Annotated in this window: 9 protein-coding genes; 1 reads left to right on the plus strand and 8 read right to left on the minus strand. The window is 33.3% G+C overall.

Annotation, left to right across the window (positions count from 1 at the left end; all coding sequences use genetic code 11):
- The 8 genes from Q4512_RS00790 to Q4512_RS00825 form a co-directional block, all read right to left on the minus strand.
- Window positions 1-1,422 carry an alpha-amylase family glycosyl hydrolase gene (locus Q4512_RS00790; RefSeq protein ID WP_303420580.1) on the minus strand — a complete coding sequence of 474 codons (1,422 nt, stop codon included), beginning with the start codon at window positions 1,420-1,422 and terminating at the stop codon, window positions 1-3.
- 8 nt (window positions 1,423-1,430) lie between these two features.
- Complete coding sequence (locus Q4512_RS00795) at window positions 1,431-3,104, minus strand: alpha-amylase family glycosyl hydrolase (RefSeq protein ID WP_303420582.1); 1,674 nt, start codon at window positions 3,102-3,104, stop codon at window positions 1,431-1,433.
- Window positions 3,105-3,111: 7 nt separating this feature from the next.
- Complete coding sequence (locus tag Q4512_RS00800; RefSeq protein WP_303420585.1) at window positions 3,112-6,588, minus strand: TIM-barrel domain-containing protein; 3,477 nt, start codon at window positions 6,586-6,588, stop codon at window positions 3,112-3,114.
- A gap of 49 nt (window positions 6,589-6,637) precedes the next feature.
- Window positions 6,638-8,557, minus strand: a complete 1,920-nt coding sequence (locus Q4512_RS00805) for a glycoside hydrolase family 13 protein (RefSeq protein WP_303420587.1) — start codon at window positions 8,555-8,557, stop codon at window positions 6,638-6,640.
- A gap of 19 nt (window positions 8,558-8,576) precedes the next feature.
- Window positions 8,577-10,883 carry a glycoside hydrolase family 65 protein gene (locus Q4512_RS00810; protein ID WP_303420589.1) on the minus strand — a complete coding sequence of 769 codons (2,307 nt, stop codon included), beginning with the start codon at window positions 10,881-10,883 and terminating at the stop codon, window positions 8,577-8,579.
- A gap of 129 nt (window positions 10,884-11,012) precedes the next feature.
- Window positions 11,013-11,669, minus strand: coding sequence for a beta-phosphoglucomutase (gene pgmB, locus Q4512_RS00815; protein WP_303420591.1), 657 nt, complete (start codon window positions 11,667-11,669; stop codon window positions 11,013-11,015).
- A 2-nt stretch (window positions 11,670-11,671) separates the two neighbouring features.
- Window positions 11,672-13,045: an MFS transporter gene (locus tag Q4512_RS00820; protein WP_303420594.1), complete on the minus strand. Its 1,374-nt coding sequence runs from the start codon at window positions 13,043-13,045 to the stop codon at window positions 11,672-11,674.
- A 134-nt stretch (window positions 13,046-13,179) separates the two neighbouring features.
- A complete protein-coding gene (locus Q4512_RS00825; RefSeq protein ID WP_303420596.1) occupies window positions 13,180-14,220 on the minus strand; it encodes a LacI family DNA-binding transcriptional regulator in 1,041 nt (346 codons plus the stop codon).
- A gap of 223 nt (window positions 14,221-14,443) precedes the next feature.
- Here Q4512_RS00825 and Q4512_RS00830 point away from each other — a divergent pair, with 223 nt between their 5' ends.
- Window positions 14,444-17,353, plus strand: coding sequence for a TonB-dependent receptor (locus Q4512_RS00830; protein ID WP_303420598.1), 2,910 nt, complete (start codon window positions 14,444-14,446; stop codon window positions 17,351-17,353).
- The last annotated feature ends 5 nt before the right edge of the window (window positions 17,354-17,358 follow it).

Here is a 17,358-nt window from a genome sequence, read left to right on the forward strand (position 1 = left end):
TTAATTTATTAATATTTTATACTCCCAAGCTCCTAATGGCATAACTTCTTCATCGATTTCAATGGCTGAATTTGTCATATAATCTAAATACTTTCCTTTTATAGGTAGACTTACTTTTAATTCTTGATTAGAAAGGTTTGCTAAATAAATAACGGTACTTCCATTTTTACTTCTTTTAAATGCTAAAATATTTTTATTCGGAACAGCTATTTTTTCATAAGAAGCAGCATTTTTACCTCCATTTAGTGCAGTACTTGTACTTTTAAGTTTCCCCAGTTTTTCTAACAACTTCCAAGTATTTCCTTTCGTATGCGGGAAACTATCTTTTTCAAAAAACAATAACCTGTGGTCTAAATCATATTCTTGACCAGAATAAATTAATGGCATTCCAGGCATTACATAACTTAAAGCAGTCATTGTTTCAGAAGCATTTCCCATACGTTCCTTAATGGTGCCATTCCAAGAGTTTTCATCGTGATTGGTTACAAAATTCATTAATATATCATCTGCTAGGTAGGTTTCATTTCTCTTCTTCATATAATCTGAAAAAGCGGTTGCATTTTCTTCCCCTTTAGCGATATGATTCATAACATGGTGTCCATCCCAACCATACGCCATATCAAACAAACCGTCTTTCAATAATTCTGGTTCCCAAGCTTCTGCTAGCATAAAAATATCTTTTTTAGCACGTAATTCTGGAATAGCTTGTTCCCAAAAATTAGTTGGTACCGATCCTGCTACGTCACATCTAAAACCATCAACACCTTCATCTGTTAACCAATAGCTCATATCTGCAATCATTTCTTTACGCATTTCTTGATTATCGTAATTTAAATCGGCAACATCTGTCCAATCGGTATCTTCAGGATGTACAACCGCTCCTTTCTCGTTTTGTGTATAATACTCCGGATTGGTTTTTAACCAAGTATGATCCCAACCTGTATGATTTGGCACCCAGTCTAAAATGACATAAATCCCATTGTCATGAGCAGTATTTACTAAATCTCTAAAATTTTCAATAGTCCCAAATTCTGGATTAATTTTAGTAAAATCGGAAACCGCATAGTAACTTCCTAAATATTTACCTTGTTCTGCTTCTGGAAAATCGGTTGCAAACTTGCTGTCCTCTCCTCCTGTTGCTTTTCTTTTGGTTTCTGAAATAGGAAACACTGGCATTAACCAAATCACTTTTACACCTAATTGTTTTAACTGCGGAATGTCTTTTGTAAATTGCTCAAAAGTTCCTTCTGGGGAATATTGTCTAATATTCGCTTCATAAATGACAGCCGTTTCTAAGTCGGAAGCCGAAATAGGTTCTATGCTTATTTTTTCTTCTGAAGCTGTTGCAACTTCTACTTGTTTCTTCTCTTCTTTACATGCTAAAATGCTAAGAAACACTAAGGATAAGATTATTTTTTTCATGCGTATATTTAGTTTAATTCTTCTAATAATAAAATATTTGACTCTACTTCTATTGTGATGTTTCCGTTTACTACTTCTACTGTTTTTCCGGAATAAAAATCTTTCACTGTATCTTCATCGTTAAAAACAGAAGACACGTTAATGGTGTGTTTTCCTTTAGGAATATCGATACCAACAATGACGTCATCTTTAAAATACCCTTTAGTATAGCTTCTACTAAAAAAGTAAAGTGCATTGCTAATCCTAGTATGCTTTCCTGCTCCAATAGAAGGATGATTGCGTCTAAACTGACCCAATTTTTGCCAATGGCTTAGTACATCTTGTTTTTGAGAAAGTTCTTCCCAATTCATGAAACTTCTTAAAGTAGCGTCTCCAACGGTTCCATCTATGGTTAAATCTCTTGCAGATTCATCTCCATAATATACTTGTGAAGCTCCGGGAGACAACAATAATCGTGTAGCTGTTTCGTAGGTTTTCTCTCTATTTTTATCGAAAGGTTGTCCGTCGTCATGAGACGTTAAATAGTTTAATACACCATAACCTTTAAGGTTGGTATGCAAAAGACTATCGTATTTTTTGAATTGTTCTTCATAGGTTTGCTGAGCAGCATTCCATTTAAATTCAAAATTAATTAGACTATTAAAAGCAGCATCAAAATAGTTCACTTTTTTATCTCCAAAATCAAAAGCTGTTCCTGCTGAAATTCCGTAATTATATACTTCTCCAACCAAGTAAAACGCATTATCGTCTAGAACTTTGTTTGGGTTTTGCTGCTTAAATTCCGCGAAAGCGTTATCACAAACAGCTTTAAACTCTTGCCATACAAAAGCTTCGGTATGTTTTACGGTATCTACTCGGTAACCATCAATACCAAAATCTGTAATGTAATCGCTTAACCATTTCATGATATAAAAACGAGGAGCACGCGGATAACCTGTAGCTTTAAAAAAGGCATCTAATTCTGCAACCTCTTCGTCATAACGACCTTCTGCTTTCCATTTTTCCACCAATTGTGGTGGTAATTCTACAGCTTCGTTACTTTCGGTTTTAATGTCTGGCAGATTTTTTACCAAAGTACACGTTATGGTGTTTTCGTAATTATCGTAACTACATTGTGGGTCTGTTCTTACCCAATCGCTTGGCCAAACAGGATCTTGCTCTGTAACTGGACCTGTATGATTGATAACTGCATCCAATAAAATTCTTATACCTTTTTCATGTGCTGCATCAACCAATTTTTTTAAATCCGCTTTGGTTCCTAAATTAGCATCAATGTTGGTCCAATCTTTTGTCCAATACCCATGAAAACCATAGGTTACACCAGTTCCTTCGTCTGTTCCACCATGAATTTGCTCCACGATTGGCGACATCCAAATGGCATTGATTCCTAAGTTTGTAAAATAACCTTCTTCAATTTTTTGGATAATCCCTTTTAAATCGCCACCTTCAAAACCTCGTAAAACAGCAGTTTCTTGGGTTCTTCCATAGTTTACATCATTGGTTTTGTCTCCATTATTAAAACGATCTGTCAATAAAAAATAGATGTTTGCAGCATCCCAAACAAAAGGGGTTGTAGCCGCTTCTTTTTTCTGATCTTGAGCGATATCTTGATTTACTTTTTTTTCGGTTTTACAACTAAAAGCGAGCAAAGTTAATGCAATTAAAAGTATGTTCTTTTTCATGTTATACTTAGTATGTTATTTGTGTTTTATGGCTACTTGAAGTGTTCCACTTTAGATTAAAACGCAACGTTTTTGAGTTTGCATCGTAATGGAAATCTAATTTCTTACCATTGCTTTTTATACGTTTTGGTGCTTTAGGAAAATGGTGAATTACTACATCTATATTTTTAGTAGTTGTAACGTATTTAGCACCTGTTTCTGCTTCAAACTGCAATTCTAAAAGCTTTGAAGTGGTTTCTGCTTCAAACTCTAAAATCTCATATTGACCGTTTTCAAAAGCGTTTTTTGTTTTACCATCGTCATTATACATTTTACGTTCACTTTTAGCTATAGAAGCATCGTAATAATAATGCAACTCGAAAGTGTTTCCATTATATTCTGCAGTGCTTTGCATGGCTTTTGCAGTTGGAATAAATGCGCCACCACGAACGTACGTTGGAATACTATTTTCTTGCGTTTTAACCGCAAATGCTTGTCCGCCTTCTACTTTTTTATTGGTATAAAAATCAAACCAATTACTGTTTTCAGGAAAGTACACCTCAGCTTCTGTTTGCTTAGCATTCACAATAGGCGTGACTAAAAAATCATTTCCCCAAAGGTATGTTGAAGCCATAGTTTGCAACTTCACATTGTCTTCTTCTTCAAAAAATAAAGCTCGCATTAAAGGCGCACCAGTTTGGTTATTTTCGAAAACTAAATTGTAATTATAAGGTAGTAATTGGTAACGTAATTCGATAGACTCTTTAGCTAAGGCTTTTGCTTTATCGCTTCTAAAAACAGGTTCTGCAGGCACTTCTTCTTGTGCATGTGGTCTGTAAATAGGTTGAAACACACCATACTGTAACCATCGAGCATACAACTCATCATCTAAATTATTACCAGCAAAACCACCTAAATCACTATGCATATAAGCTAATCCTTGCATTCCCATTTGTAATGCAATTTCTGGTTGAGATTGTAATCCTCCCCAAGTTCTGTTGACATCCCCAGACCAAGGTATCATACCAAATCGTTGCGATCCAGAACTTCCTGCACGCATTAAAATAAATGGTCTTGTATTTGGAAAATTTTGGATGTACATATCTTGTACTAATTCCGCCCAATGGTGACCATAAATATTATGTACCTCATCTGCTGTTCCTGTGGCGTGTATTAGATTTTTAGGATGTACTTCTGGTTCTCCTAAATCTCCCCAAACTCCTGAAACCCCTAAATCGGCTAAGTCTTTATAAATATTTTGAAACCATTGTTTTCCTTTTGGATTGAAAATATCTATCAATCCTGTGTTACCAAAATAGAAATCGTAAGTAAACGGATTCCCTAATGAATCTTTAGCCAAAACATCTGCTTTTACCGCTTCGTCCCAACGGTTTGATGTGGTTAATACAAACGGTTCTGTTACTAAAACGGTTTTGACATTATTGTCTTTTAATCCTTTTAGCATTTGTTTTGGGTTTGGAAAAGAATCACGATCAAAAGCAAGGTTTCCCATAGTACCTTGAATGGTTTTTCCGAACCAAAAAATATCGATAATAATAGCATCTAATGGAATATTCTCTTCTCTAAATTTTTCTACTGTAGCAGTTACTTCTTCTTGCGAATGATAACCAAATCGGCTAGAAAAATTACCTAAAGCCCAACGTGGTGGCATGGGTTGTGTACCAGTTAGTTTGGTGTAGTTCTTCGTTACATCTAACCAAGAATCACCAACTACAATTTGATAGGTTTTTCTTCCAGAAATGGTTTCGTATGTTAGTGTGTTATCTGCTTTACTATCTAAATCTAAAAAGCCAATTGGTGCATTGTCAAAATGAATTAAATACTTTTTGGAAGACACCACAATAGGCATGGTATAGTTCATTAACTCACTTCGGTCTTCATAACCATAATGTGCTTTATTGTACAACTCTAAACGATTGCCTCTTCGGTTCATACCTAAAGCTCTTGCTCCTGCACCATACAATACTTCCTCAGGTTTTAGATTAAAACTGATGGTTTCAAAATTGTCTGTTTTTTGAAAACTGTTTTTTACAGAAGTAACTTCTTTTCCGTCTTTCCAATACGAAATATGAAAAGGAGACTTGGTGATTTTCACTGTTAATTTTTCAGATTGAAAAGTAATTTCATTTTCTGTTTCATTAAATTTCACCTCAGAAAGTACTTTATCTATAACAACAGCGTGTGACTCTTTATCAAATGTTTCACCTGTAGGCAAAAATGTAGTTTCGATAATTTCAGGATGGTAAAAATGCATTTTATAATTTCCATCTGAAACCTGAATATGTAATTGATTGTTTTGAAAGGTTGCTGTCTTAAACTCTCTTTTTTTAATAGCATCTGCAAACAACCACGTTATAGCTTCAGCAAAATTGTTTTCCCATAAAGCTTCATTATGTTTGCCTTCAGGAACGACTTTAGACTGTATGTTTTTTTTTGGAAATCCGTTATCTTTTAAAATAGAAATGATACTATTCATATCTGTAACGGTTTGGCTAATCTCGTTATAACCTGCGTTTTCACCTTCTTTTCCTCCAGCTAAAAAGTACATTTTAGTATCCTTAATATTGGCATGAGATTTTGTAAAAGGATGCACTTCTGGAGCAAACCAAAATGCAGGAGAATACACACCAACTTTACCAAAAACTGTTGGATGTTTTAAAGCTGCATAATGCGAAATTAAACCTCCCATAGAACTACCAAAAATGGCTGTATTGTTTCTATCTTTTTTGGTGTTATAATTAGTGTCTATGTAGGGTTTTAAGGTATTGACAATAAAATCGATGTATGCGTCACCTTCTCCTCCACCATACTTGTTGTGTACCCAAGGAGAATATTCATCTAAGCGTTTAGATTCGCCATTATCGACACCAACAACGATAAGTTTTAAGTTCTCTTTAAATAGTTTGTCTAGGGTTTCGTCTACATTCCATTCGCCATAACCCGAAGTACTAGCATCAAAAATATTTTGACCATCATGCATATAAACCACAGGATAATCTTGCTTTGAAGTCTGATAATCTGGTGGTAAATACACCCAAACACGACGTTCTCTGTTGAGTTGTGGTATATGAAATGTTTCAGAAATAATGGAAACATTTTTTGAAGCAGTAGAGACATCTTTATTATCAAACAGGTGACTCCAACCTGCTATTTTTACTTGTATTGTATCGTTTGGTTTTTCAAATTTATGAATACGATTATCTATAGTTTCACCTGTATTGGTACTTTCTGAAGTCTCCCAATTCCCTAAGGTAAACTTGAATAAAATGCGTTGTTCTGTTTTAGGAAGTGTTATTTGGTGCTGACCATTTACAAATTGTAATTGGTAGTCTTTGTGTCCGCCAGACCAACCTTCAAAATCTCCTGAAACAAATATAGAAGCATCTTGTGGAGTGTCTTTTGGAAGTGCTTCAACAATGATGGTTACCTGAGAATAGGTGACTTGAAATAATAAAAAGAATAGTATGTATAATAAATTTCTCATGTTTAATCTTTAAAAGTATATTACGTATCCAGTGCGGAATGACAAATAATTATATTTTTGTGGTTAGCAACAAACTTCCTCTTTCGTTTAAGATAATTTCATCTTCCCAAACAAAAGTTTCATTCGTTACTATATTTTTTAATGTTTTACCTTGTAAACCAACTTCTTCAAAACGTTTTAAATCTAAACTAATTGGTTCATTATTTTTATTAATAATATGTACAACAGTTTCGCCTTCAATAACTCGAAATAAAAAGTACGTTCCCATAAAAGGTGCAAAATGAATGGTTTTTCCATTATGGATGGCAGCACTTGATTTTCTGTAATTCAATACTTTTTTAAGGAATAGCTGCATGTCTTTTTGTGCATCTGTTAAACCTTCACCAGAAAATGTATTGACAGTATCTCCTTGCCAACCTCCTGGGAAATCGGTACGAATTAAACCATGGTCGCCAGGTTTTTCAAAATCGTTCATTAAAATTTCTGTTCCGTAATATAGTTGCGGAATTCTAGGTAAGGTTAATAGATAACTTAAGGCCATTTTGGTATTAGGCACATCTCCTTTTAATTGTGTAAAAATGCGACTCATATCATGATTGTCTGGAAAAACCATAATGTCTTTTGGTGATGCATAGGCAAAATCGTTAGCTAAACCTTCGTATATTTTCACCAATCCTGTGTCCCATTGTTCGGCTTCATTTAAAGCATCCACCGTATTTTTTTGCATGGCAAAATCCATGGTCGATCTTAAATTAGAATCGTAACCATCTTTATTGTCATGACCTTCTTGCCAATAGGCAATTAACAACGGATTGGTACTCCATTCTTCACCAACAATACTAAAGTTAGGATACTCATTCATGATAGCTCCTGCCCAATTAGACATAAAAGTTTTATCAGGATACGGATAGGTATCTTGACGAATTCCGCTAAGGTTTAATGTTTCCACCCACCAAATACTATTTTGTATAATATAATTAGCCATAAACGGATTACGCTGATTTAAATCTGGCATTGCAGACACAAACCAACCTTCTGCCATTTCTTTTTTATCGCGTTTGGAAGCATATAAATCTTGGTTACTCGTACGTCTGTGGTTGGAGTTATTTAATGGTTTATTATTCTCAAAACTTTCTTGCTGATTGACCCAATCTTTAAACGGTAAATCTTCCATCCACCAATGTGCACTTCCGCAATGATTAGCCACTTGATCCATAATTAAACCGATACCTTTTTCTTTCGCTTTTGCAGCTAATTCTTGGTATTCTTCTAAGCTTCCGTAACGTGGATCTACTTGGTAAAAATCGGTCATGGCGTAACCATGATACGACGACCTTGACATGTCGTTAGTCAATAAAGGACACGACCAAATTTGAGTAAACCCCATATCTTCTATATAATCTAAATGCTGAATAATACCTTGTAAATCACCACCATGACGCGCATAATCATCTTCTCTGTTGATGGTTTTTTCCTTTAAACTTTCGTTTATATCATTAGAAGTATCACCATTTGCAAAACGATCTGGAGTGATTAAATAAATGGCATCTGTACTATCAAAACCTTGATAATCGGAAGCCTCTTTTACACGCGCTTTTACTTCGTAGGTTTGAACAAGGTCTTTTTCTTCATTAAATTTAAAATGAATATTGAATTGTCCTGCTTTAGCACTTTCTGAAATATGTAGATCTAAAAACAGATAATTAGGACTATCTGCTTTATGCACTTTTTCAATAGAAACTCCTGCATAATTTATACTAGGTGTTGCTTCCGAAATATTAACATGCTTCACCAATAATTGTACTTGTGTATTATTAAAACCTGTCCACCAATGTGGTGGTTCGATGCGCTCGATATCGTTTATAACTTCGGTTACAACTTCAGAAGGTATTGCTTTTTTGGTTTCCTTTTTACAAGAAAAACTAACACTAATTAAAACGATTAATGATATGTGTATTAATTTTTTCATTCTAATTAGTGTGCTTAATTTAAATTTTTACCAAATTATTTGGTGAAACAGTTATTGGATTATCATTTACAAGAATGTTTAAATCTGTATTTCCTTCTAACTCGAAAGTAGTTTCTGCTTGCGATACATTTACTTTTAAAATTTGATCTCTAAAATTCACTTTAAACGAGTATGCATCCCATTCTTTAGGAATACGAGGTTCAAAATGTAGCATATCCTTTTTAACACGCATACCACCAAAACCTTCCACAATACTCATCCAGGTTCCAGCCATACTTGTAATATGTAGACCTTCTTCAACTTCTTTATTATAGTCATCTAAATCCAAACGAGAAGTACGCAAATAAAATGTATACGCTTGGTCCATTTGATCTAATTTAGCTGCTTGAATACTATGCACACAAGGTGAAAGTGAACTTTCATGCACAGTAAATGGTTCGTAAAAATCGAAATGACGTTTTAATTCTTCGGTAGAAAATTGATCTTCAAAAAAGTACAATCCTTGTAAGGTATCTGCTTGTTTGATGTAAGGCGAACGCAAAATACGATCCCAACTCCACTTTTGGTTTATTGGTCTATCGGCTTTTGGTAAATCTGCTACAGTAATTAATTCTTTATCTAAAAAACCATCTTGTTGTAAGTACACTTGATGTTTTTCCGAATATGGAAAAAACATATTATCTGCTACTTTTTTCCAAGCATGAAGCTCCTGATCTGTAATTTTTGTTTTACCAGAAATACGTAAATAATCGTCGTGATGACCTTCTTTTACTTTCTCGATATTTTCTAATGCGTAATCAATGCACCATTTAGCTAAATAGTTGGTGTAAAAATTATTATTGATGTTGTTTTCATATTCGTTAGGACCAGTAACACCTAAAATAACATACTTGTTTTTATCTGTAGAAAAAGTGGCACGTTGTTGCCAAAATCTAGCAATTCCGATAAGGACTTCTAACCCCATTTCTGGAATATAACTGTAATCTCCTGTGTAGCGATAGTAGTTAAAAATAGCGAAAGCTATGGCTCCATTTCTATGAATTTCTTCGAAAGTAATTTCCCATTCGTTATGGCATTCTTCCCCATTCATGGTTACCATTGGATATAATGCCGCTCCATTTTTGAAGCCTAATTTTTGAGCATTTTCTATCGCTTTTTCTAAATGGTTATAACGGTATTCTAACAAACTTCTTGCAACTTTCTGGTCTTTAGTTGCCATATAAAAAGGGATGCAATATGCTTCGGTATCCCAATAGGTACTTCCTCCATATTTTTCTCCAGTAAATCCTTTTGGACCAATATTTAAAGTCGAGTCTTTTCCTAAATAGGTTTGGTTTAATTGAAAAATATTAAAACGAATACCTTGTTGTGCTTTTACATCACCATCGATGGTAATATCTGACATTTCCCAGATTTTAGACCAAGCTTCTTTTTGATTATTTAAAAGGGCACTGAATCCTAAATTGGAAGCAGTATCTAGAGCTTTTTTAGCAGCTATCACTAATTGATTTTTATTGTGATTTCTATCTACTGTATAACCACCAAATTTTTGAATGCTAGCAGTTTGGTCTGTATTTACAGAAACGACATATGTGAATGCTATAGAATTTTCTTGTTTATCTATTTCTGGAACCTGCTCTTGTTTTGTATTATTTACAAAAACCGAAGACTGCATAAATGTACAGGTATGGAAAGCCGTTTTCATGGTTTTTGCTTCAATAAACGCTTGCTCGTTTTCTGTACTTACGTTTAAAGTATCCCAAAATTGGTCGTCCCAATTGGTATCTTCATTAGTAATTCCGGCATCTAAATACGGTTGAAATCTAATGGTAGCTTCTCCGTTTAAAGGTGTTACTTGGTAATTAATCGCTCCAATTTCGTCTAAATCTAAACTTAAAAAACGAAGCACTTTTACTTCTACTTCTAATTTATTTTGAAGGATTGCAGTAAACGATCTAGATAACCAACCTTCTTTCATGTTAAGCTCTCTTTTAAAATTAGAAACTGAAACACAAGTATTTAAATCTAGTTGTTCGCCATTAATTTCGACATGAATACCAATCCAATTTGGTGCATTTAAAACTTTTGCAAAATACTCTGGATAGCCATTTTTCCACCAACCAACTCTGGTTTTGTCCGGATAATAAACACCTGCAATGTAGCTTCCTTGAAAGGTTGGACCTGAATAATGCTCTTCAAAATTAGCACGTTGTCCCATAGCTCCATTACCTATGCTGAATAAACTTTCAGATGATTTAACGCGATCTGCATCAAAACCTTCTTCAATTATAGACCAATTGTCTGGTTGTATATAATCTTGATTCATTTTATTTTGTTTGAGAATCAAGAATCAAGAATATAGACCACTTACTTTTTGACTACTTCTTTACTTCTTGATTATTTATTTTTTATGGAAAGGATGAAAACAGAAATTGCAATTCTCCTTTCTATTATTTTATCTATTTATTAATTCTTGGATGAAGCTATTTTCAATTTCGGTGAAATCTGAAAAAATATAATCTGCTTCATGCAATACTTCTTTTTTCCCAATACCAATGGATATCATATTTGCTGTATTTGCAGCTTGTACACCTGCTACAGAATCTTCGAATACGATACAGTTTTCTAGTTTTATATTTAAATGTTTTGCAGCAATTAAAAACACTTCAGGGTCTGGTTTTGCGTTGCTAACATCATTTCCATCTACAATAGCATTAAACTTTGAAAGTAAATTCACTTTTTCTAAAATTGGCCTTGCATTTTTACTGGCAGAGCCTAACGAAATTGGTTGTTCTTTTTGTATTAAATAATTTAAAATTTTTGGAACATCTGGTAGAATTTCTTTGTCGTCCATTTTAGCGATATAGCTTAAATATTCTTCATTTTTCTTCAACATTAAAGCTTTGAATTGGGTTTCAGAAATAGTTTTATTTCCCCATGCTAATATTTTTTCTAATGATTTTACACGACTAACTCCTTTAAGTTGTTCATTTTGTTCGTGTGTAAAATCTATATCTATACTTTTAGCTAGCTCTTTCCATGCTAAAAAGTGATATTTTGCGGTATCTACAATAACACCGTCTAAATCGAATATAAATCCTTTTTTATTCATTTTTAAATTTCTTCTGCTTGATATGTAATTGCATTTTTATTTGTGATTAACAAGTTGCAAAGCCCTGCAATTATTAGACTTATTCCTGCAACCGTCATGGCATTAATTGCCTCTTCTCCTAATAATCCGGAAACAAAATTAATTCCGCCTAAGGCTGCAATAATTTGTGGGATAACAATAAACATGTTAAAGATTCCCATAATAACACCCATTTTCTTTGGATCTACCGAACTAGATAACATAGCATAAGGCATAGAAAGAATACTTCCCCAAGCAAAGCCAATTAATACAAAACACCATTTTAAATTTTCTGGTGAAGTGTAGCTCATTAATAAGAAACCTAAACCTCCTAATATTAAAGAGCCTAAATGTACTAGCTTTCGGTTTATGCGTTTTTTGGAAGTATAAAAGGTTAATAAAAGTGCGAAGGCCATGGAAGACAATCCATAGACTCCCATAGCAGAACCTACAGCGTTTGAAGATTCTTGAAATGCTGTATTTGCGACTTTAAAAGCTTCAGCTTGAACAGCATTCGCCATGTTATATGCACTTTCAACTGGAGCTGGCGTATTAAATACATGCTCGGTAAGTGCTGGATTTGCCATACTCCACATCGTAAAAAATGCAAACCAAGAAAAGAATTGAATCACACCTAACTTTTTCATGGTTAGTGGCATGTTTCCAATATTATTTAAAATATCTGGAATGAATTGATTTTTCTTCGCTTTTTCTTTTTCGAATTCTTCCATGTCTTCTGGAGGATACTCGGTAGTAGTAAAAACGGTATATAAAATACTTACTAAAAACACAAAAGCTCCTATAGCAAAGGCTACTTTTACAGACATTGGGACCACACCTGAAGCAGCTTCATTACTAACTCCTAATTGAGAAACAAGCCAAGGTAAGTTACTAGCAACCCAAGTACCAATTCCTATAATAAGGGTTTGCATAACAAATCCGTAAGAACGTTGTGATTCTGGAAGTTTATCAGCAACTAAGGCTCGAAATGGCTCCATAGAAATATTTATGGATGCATCGAGAATCCATAAAAACCCTGCTGCCACCCATAGTGCTGGAGAATGTGGTACGAAAAACAATGCAATAGAACTTAAAATAGCTCCTATTAAAAAATAAGGTCTTCGTCTTCCCCATTTGGCACTCCAAGTTCTATCACTTAGATACCCAATAATTGGTTGTACTAATAAACCGGTTAGAGGTGCTGCAATCCATAATAATGGAATGGCATCTTTTTCTGCTCCTAATGTTTGAAAAATTCGAGACATAAAGCCTCCTTGTAGTGCAAATCCGAATTGAATTCCTAAAAAACCGAAACTCATGTTCCAGATTTCCCAAAAACCTAATGCGCGCTTTTTCATTAATAGTATATTTTAAAATGAATACTATTCTGATAAGCTATTTACTTATCAAAACTTATTGGTGAGAAATGAAAATATAAGTTTTGATTTGGGTGTAAAGATATAAAAGTTTTTAAATATTTTGTATTCTTTTTTTATTTGGTAGATTTTCTTTCTATTAATTCTGTTTCAATTACTACCGTTTCATAGACATCTTCTTCATCTTCTCTTTCTAAATTATTAATCAATAATTCGGCGGCTTTTTCGCCTATTTTTTTACCATGCTGACTTACGGTTGTTAAAGCTGGCACAGCGTGTTTAGACAATACTCCATCTGTAAAACCTACAATTTGTATATCCTCTGGTATTTTAAAACCTAACTTTCTTGCTACTTTCATTGCAGTAATGGCATACAACTCATTTACAGCAAAAACACCATCGATATTTTTATTGTTTTTAAATAAATTTTCTATTTCTATTTCTAAAGAATCTAGGTGGTCTTCGGATAATAATTGATCATGTACTTTTAATATTAAACTAGATTCTGGACTCATTTTATGGTCTTCTAGTGCTTCTAAATAGCCTTGTGTTCTTAATTTTCCTACACTTACATAATCCTTAGTAGTAACAATCGCTATGTTTTTACAACCACATTGAATTAGCTTATTTACTGCAAGCTTTGCACCTTCGGCATCATCTACTATCACTTTATCACATTTTATATCGTTAACCACACGATCAAACATTACAATTGGCATACCTTGATTAATGGTTTCTGTAAAATGATGATAATCTTGCTGTTGTTGCGTTTCTTTGGCTATAGATAATATAAAGCCATCAATACTACCATTGGCTAACATTTCCATATTAATAACCTCTTTAGCAAAAGACTCGTTAGACAAACCTACAATTACATTATAACCTCTTTTATTAGCTACTGCTTCAATACCACTAATCACCTTGGAGAAAAAATGATGCACAATTTCTGGAATAATTATACCAATAGTTTTAGTTTTTCTATTCTTTAAACTAAGTGCTATATTATTAGGTCTGTAATTATATAATTTTGCAAATGCTTGCACTTTTTGACGTGTATCTTCACTAATTTCAATGCTATTTCTTAATGCTTTAGATACTGTCGAAATAGATACATCTAATTCTCTTGCTATCTGTTTTAAGGTGACTTTTCGTTTCATAGAATTTATTAATTGCTCAAAAAAGGGAATATTTAATTACCAATGTAATAATTTTTACTTGTTTTTTATACAAAACCCTCATATTTTAAAAAGTTTTCAACACGAAAACGTTTGCGCTAGTCTTTTCTTTTTTCGATGTTAAATCTTTACATAAAATTTACATAGTTTTAACATCGAGAAGTGAAAATATAACAATTAAATTAATAACTAATTAAAATATTTTATGAAAACAAAACTAAATAGTTTATTGTTTTTTCTACTAATTTTCCCTTTGTGCATGGTAGCACAAAACACAGTAAAAGGAACAGTAACTGAACAATCTTCCTCTTTACCACTTCCTAGTGTGAATGTGATTATAAAAAACACATCTAAAGGAACTGCAACAGATTTTGATGGATTATATGAAGTTAATGTTAATAACGGAGACGTTTTAGTATTTTCTTACATTGGGTTTATTTCGCAAGAGATTGTTTATAACGGACAACAAACCATAAATATTAACTTAATTGAAGATACTTCAAGTTTAGATGAAGTTGTAGTTATTGGTTATGGTACTGTAAAAAAAGAAGACTTAACTGGTACTACAGATTTAGTAACAAGTGATGACTTTAACAAAGGCCCTATTGTATCTGCACAATCCCTTATTAGTGGTAAAGTAGCAGGTGTAAATGTAACTTCTGGAAGTGGAGCTCCTGGTGATGGACAAAACATTACTATTCGTGGAATAGGATCTTTATCTTTAACTTCAGAACCTTTATATGTTATAGATGGTGTGCCAATAGACAACTCTGGTGTTGGTGGATCTAGAAACCCATTAAACTTTATTAACCCAAATGATATTGAAACTTTTGTAGTTTTAAAGGATGCATCATCTGCAGCTATTTATGGTTCTAGAGCAGCTAATGGTGTGATACTTATTACCACAAAAAAAGGAAAAGACAGAGACTTTAAATATAATTTTAGTGCCCAAACAACGGTATATAATCCTGTTGATGACATTGATGTTCTTTCTGCTTCAGAATTTAACGGGTTAATTAATGAGATAGGAAGTCCAACTCAAATTGGGTTACTAGGAAACGCGAATACGGATTGGCAAGATGAAATTTACACAACCGCATTCGGTCAAGACTATAACTTTAATGCATTAGGAAGCGCTTTTGGAATTCCAATGAGAGCTTCAATTGGGCATTCGGATCATGATGGTATACTAAAAGGAGATAACATCCAACGTACAACTGGATCGATTAGTTTAACTCCTTCTTTATTAGATGACCATTTAAAAGTACAGTTAAATGCTAGGGCAGTTTATACCGAAAACACTTTTGCTAATAGAGATGCTATTGGAAGTGCTATTGGTTTCGACCCTACTCAATCTATTTATGATTCAAGTTCTCAATATGCAGGTTACTTTGCATGGTTAGATAATGGTACTGGTAATCAAAATAACTTAGCTCCAACAAATCCTGTTGCATTATTAAACTTAGTAGACGATACATCTGAAGTTAGACGTTTTGTTGGAAATGCAAAATTTGACTATAAGATTCATGGTTTCGAAGACTTAACAGCTACTGTTAATTTAGGATATGATACTTCTAATAGTCATGGTAGAAAAATAACTTCAGAGTTTATTCCAACTTCCGACGCAACTTTTAATGGAGCTAGAACAAGTTATATTCAAAATTCATTTAATAAACTTTTAGATGCTTACTTAACGTACAATAAATCTTTTAAAGAAATACATAATTTAACTGTTGCTGCAGGACATGTTTTCCAATCTTTTGAATATGACAATTACAGTTACGATAGCGAAAACGAAGAAGATGGTGTACAATTCGAATTTGAAGACCCATCTAAAAATGTATTATTATCGTACTTTGGAAGATTAAATTACGATTATGATGGAAAATACTATGTAACTGCTTCGTTAAGAGCAGATGCTTCTTCTAAATTAAACCCAGATGATCAGTGGGGGTACTTTCCTTCTGCAGCTGTAGCTTGGAGTATTCATAAAGAAGATTTCATGGAAAATTCATTTTTTAACGAATTAAAACTTCGTGTTGGTTATGGTGAGATTGGAAATATAAATGGTTTAGGAGATTACGGTTTCTTAACGAGATATTTAGGAAGTACAGATACTGCTAATTATCAATTTGGAAGTACTTTCTACCAAACCTACAGACCAGAACCTATCAATAAAGACTTACGTTGGGAAGTAGGTAAAACCTTTAACTTAGGTTTAGATTATGCTTTTGTTAATAGACGTATTTCTGGTTCTATTAATGCATATAGAAAAGAAACAGAAGATCTAATTGCTAGTTCTTTAGTAGATCCTTTTACCAATTTTGGTAACCGAATAGATGCCAACATTGGTAATATGGTAAATAAAGGTTTAGAATTTAATTTAAATGTAATACCTTTTAGAACAGATGATTTTGAGTGGTCTATTAACTACAACATATCTTTAAATGATAATGAAATCACGAAACTTTCTGTAGACCAACCAACTGGAGGCATTTCTACAGGAGTAGGAAATAATGTTCAGGTGCAAAGAGTAGGTGAAACTGCTAACAGTTTTTACGTATATGAACAAGTATATGACGAAAATGGAACGCCATTAGAAGGTGTATTTGTAGATAGAAATGGAGATGACGTGATTAATGATGAAGATAAGTATATTAAAGAAGATCCTTTTGGAGATATTTTAATGGGATTAAACACCAATGTAAGCTACAAAAACTGGGATTTGTCTATACAATCTAGAGCTAGTCTTGGAAACTACATGTACAATGATGTAGCTGCTAACAGAGGGGTTTTAGCGAATGCTACAAATAACAACATATTATCTAACATACACTCCGATTATTATAATACTGGTTTTACTATAATAGATGGAGACACTGCTTTAAGTGATCATTTTGTAGAAGAAGCGTCTTTCTTTAAATTAGATAATATAACACTTGGTTATACTTTAAACAAAATAAAAAACACCACTTTAAGATTATATGGATCTGTGCAAAACGTTTTTACAATAACAGATTACGACGGTTTAGATCCTGAAATAAATTTAGGTATAGATAATAATTTTTACCCAAGACCAAGATCTTTTGTAATGGGTGTAAACATTGATTTTTAATAAAA

This window comes from Oceanihabitans sp. 2_MG-2023 (genome assembly GCF_030547245.1).
GTDB lineage: Bacteria > Bacteroidota > Bacteroidia > Flavobacteriales > Flavobacteriaceae > Oceanihabitans.

What these genes read in the sequence shown, in the direction of transcription:
- Q4512_RS00790 (WP_303420580.1), bottom strand. Translation starts at nt 1,422, where the DNA reads ATGAAAAAAATAATCTTATCCTTAGTGTTTCTTAGCATTTTAGCATGT.
- Q4512_RS00795 (WP_303420582.1), bottom strand. Translation starts at nt 3,104, where the DNA reads ATGAAAAAGAACATACTTTTAATTGCATTAACTTTGCTCGCTTTTAGT.
- Q4512_RS00800 (WP_303420585.1), bottom strand. Translation starts at nt 6,588, where the DNA reads ATGAGAAATTTATTATACATACTATTCTTTTTATTATTTCAAGTCACC.
- Q4512_RS00805 (WP_303420587.1), bottom strand. Translation starts at nt 8,557, where the DNA reads ATGAAAAAATTAATACACATATCATTAATCGTTTTAATTAGTGTTAGT.
- Q4512_RS00810 (WP_303420589.1), bottom strand. Translation starts at nt 10,883, where the DNA reads ATGAATCAAGATTATATACAACCAGACAATTGGTCTATAATTGAAGAA.
- pgmB (WP_303420591.1), bottom strand. Translation starts at nt 11,669, where the DNA reads ATGAATAAAAAAGGATTTATATTCGATTTAGACGGTGTTATTGTAGAT.
- Q4512_RS00820 (WP_303420594.1), bottom strand. Translation starts at nt 13,045, where the DNA reads ATGAAAAAGCGCGCATTAGGTTTTTGGGAAATCTGGAACATGAGTTTC.
- Q4512_RS00825 (WP_303420596.1), bottom strand. Translation starts at nt 14,220, where the DNA reads ATGAAACGAAAAGTCACCTTAAAACAGATAGCAAGAGAATTAGATGTA.
- Q4512_RS00830 (WP_303420598.1), top strand. Translation starts at nt 14,444, where the DNA reads ATGAAAACAAAACTAAATAGTTTATTGTTTTTTCTACTAATTTTCCCT.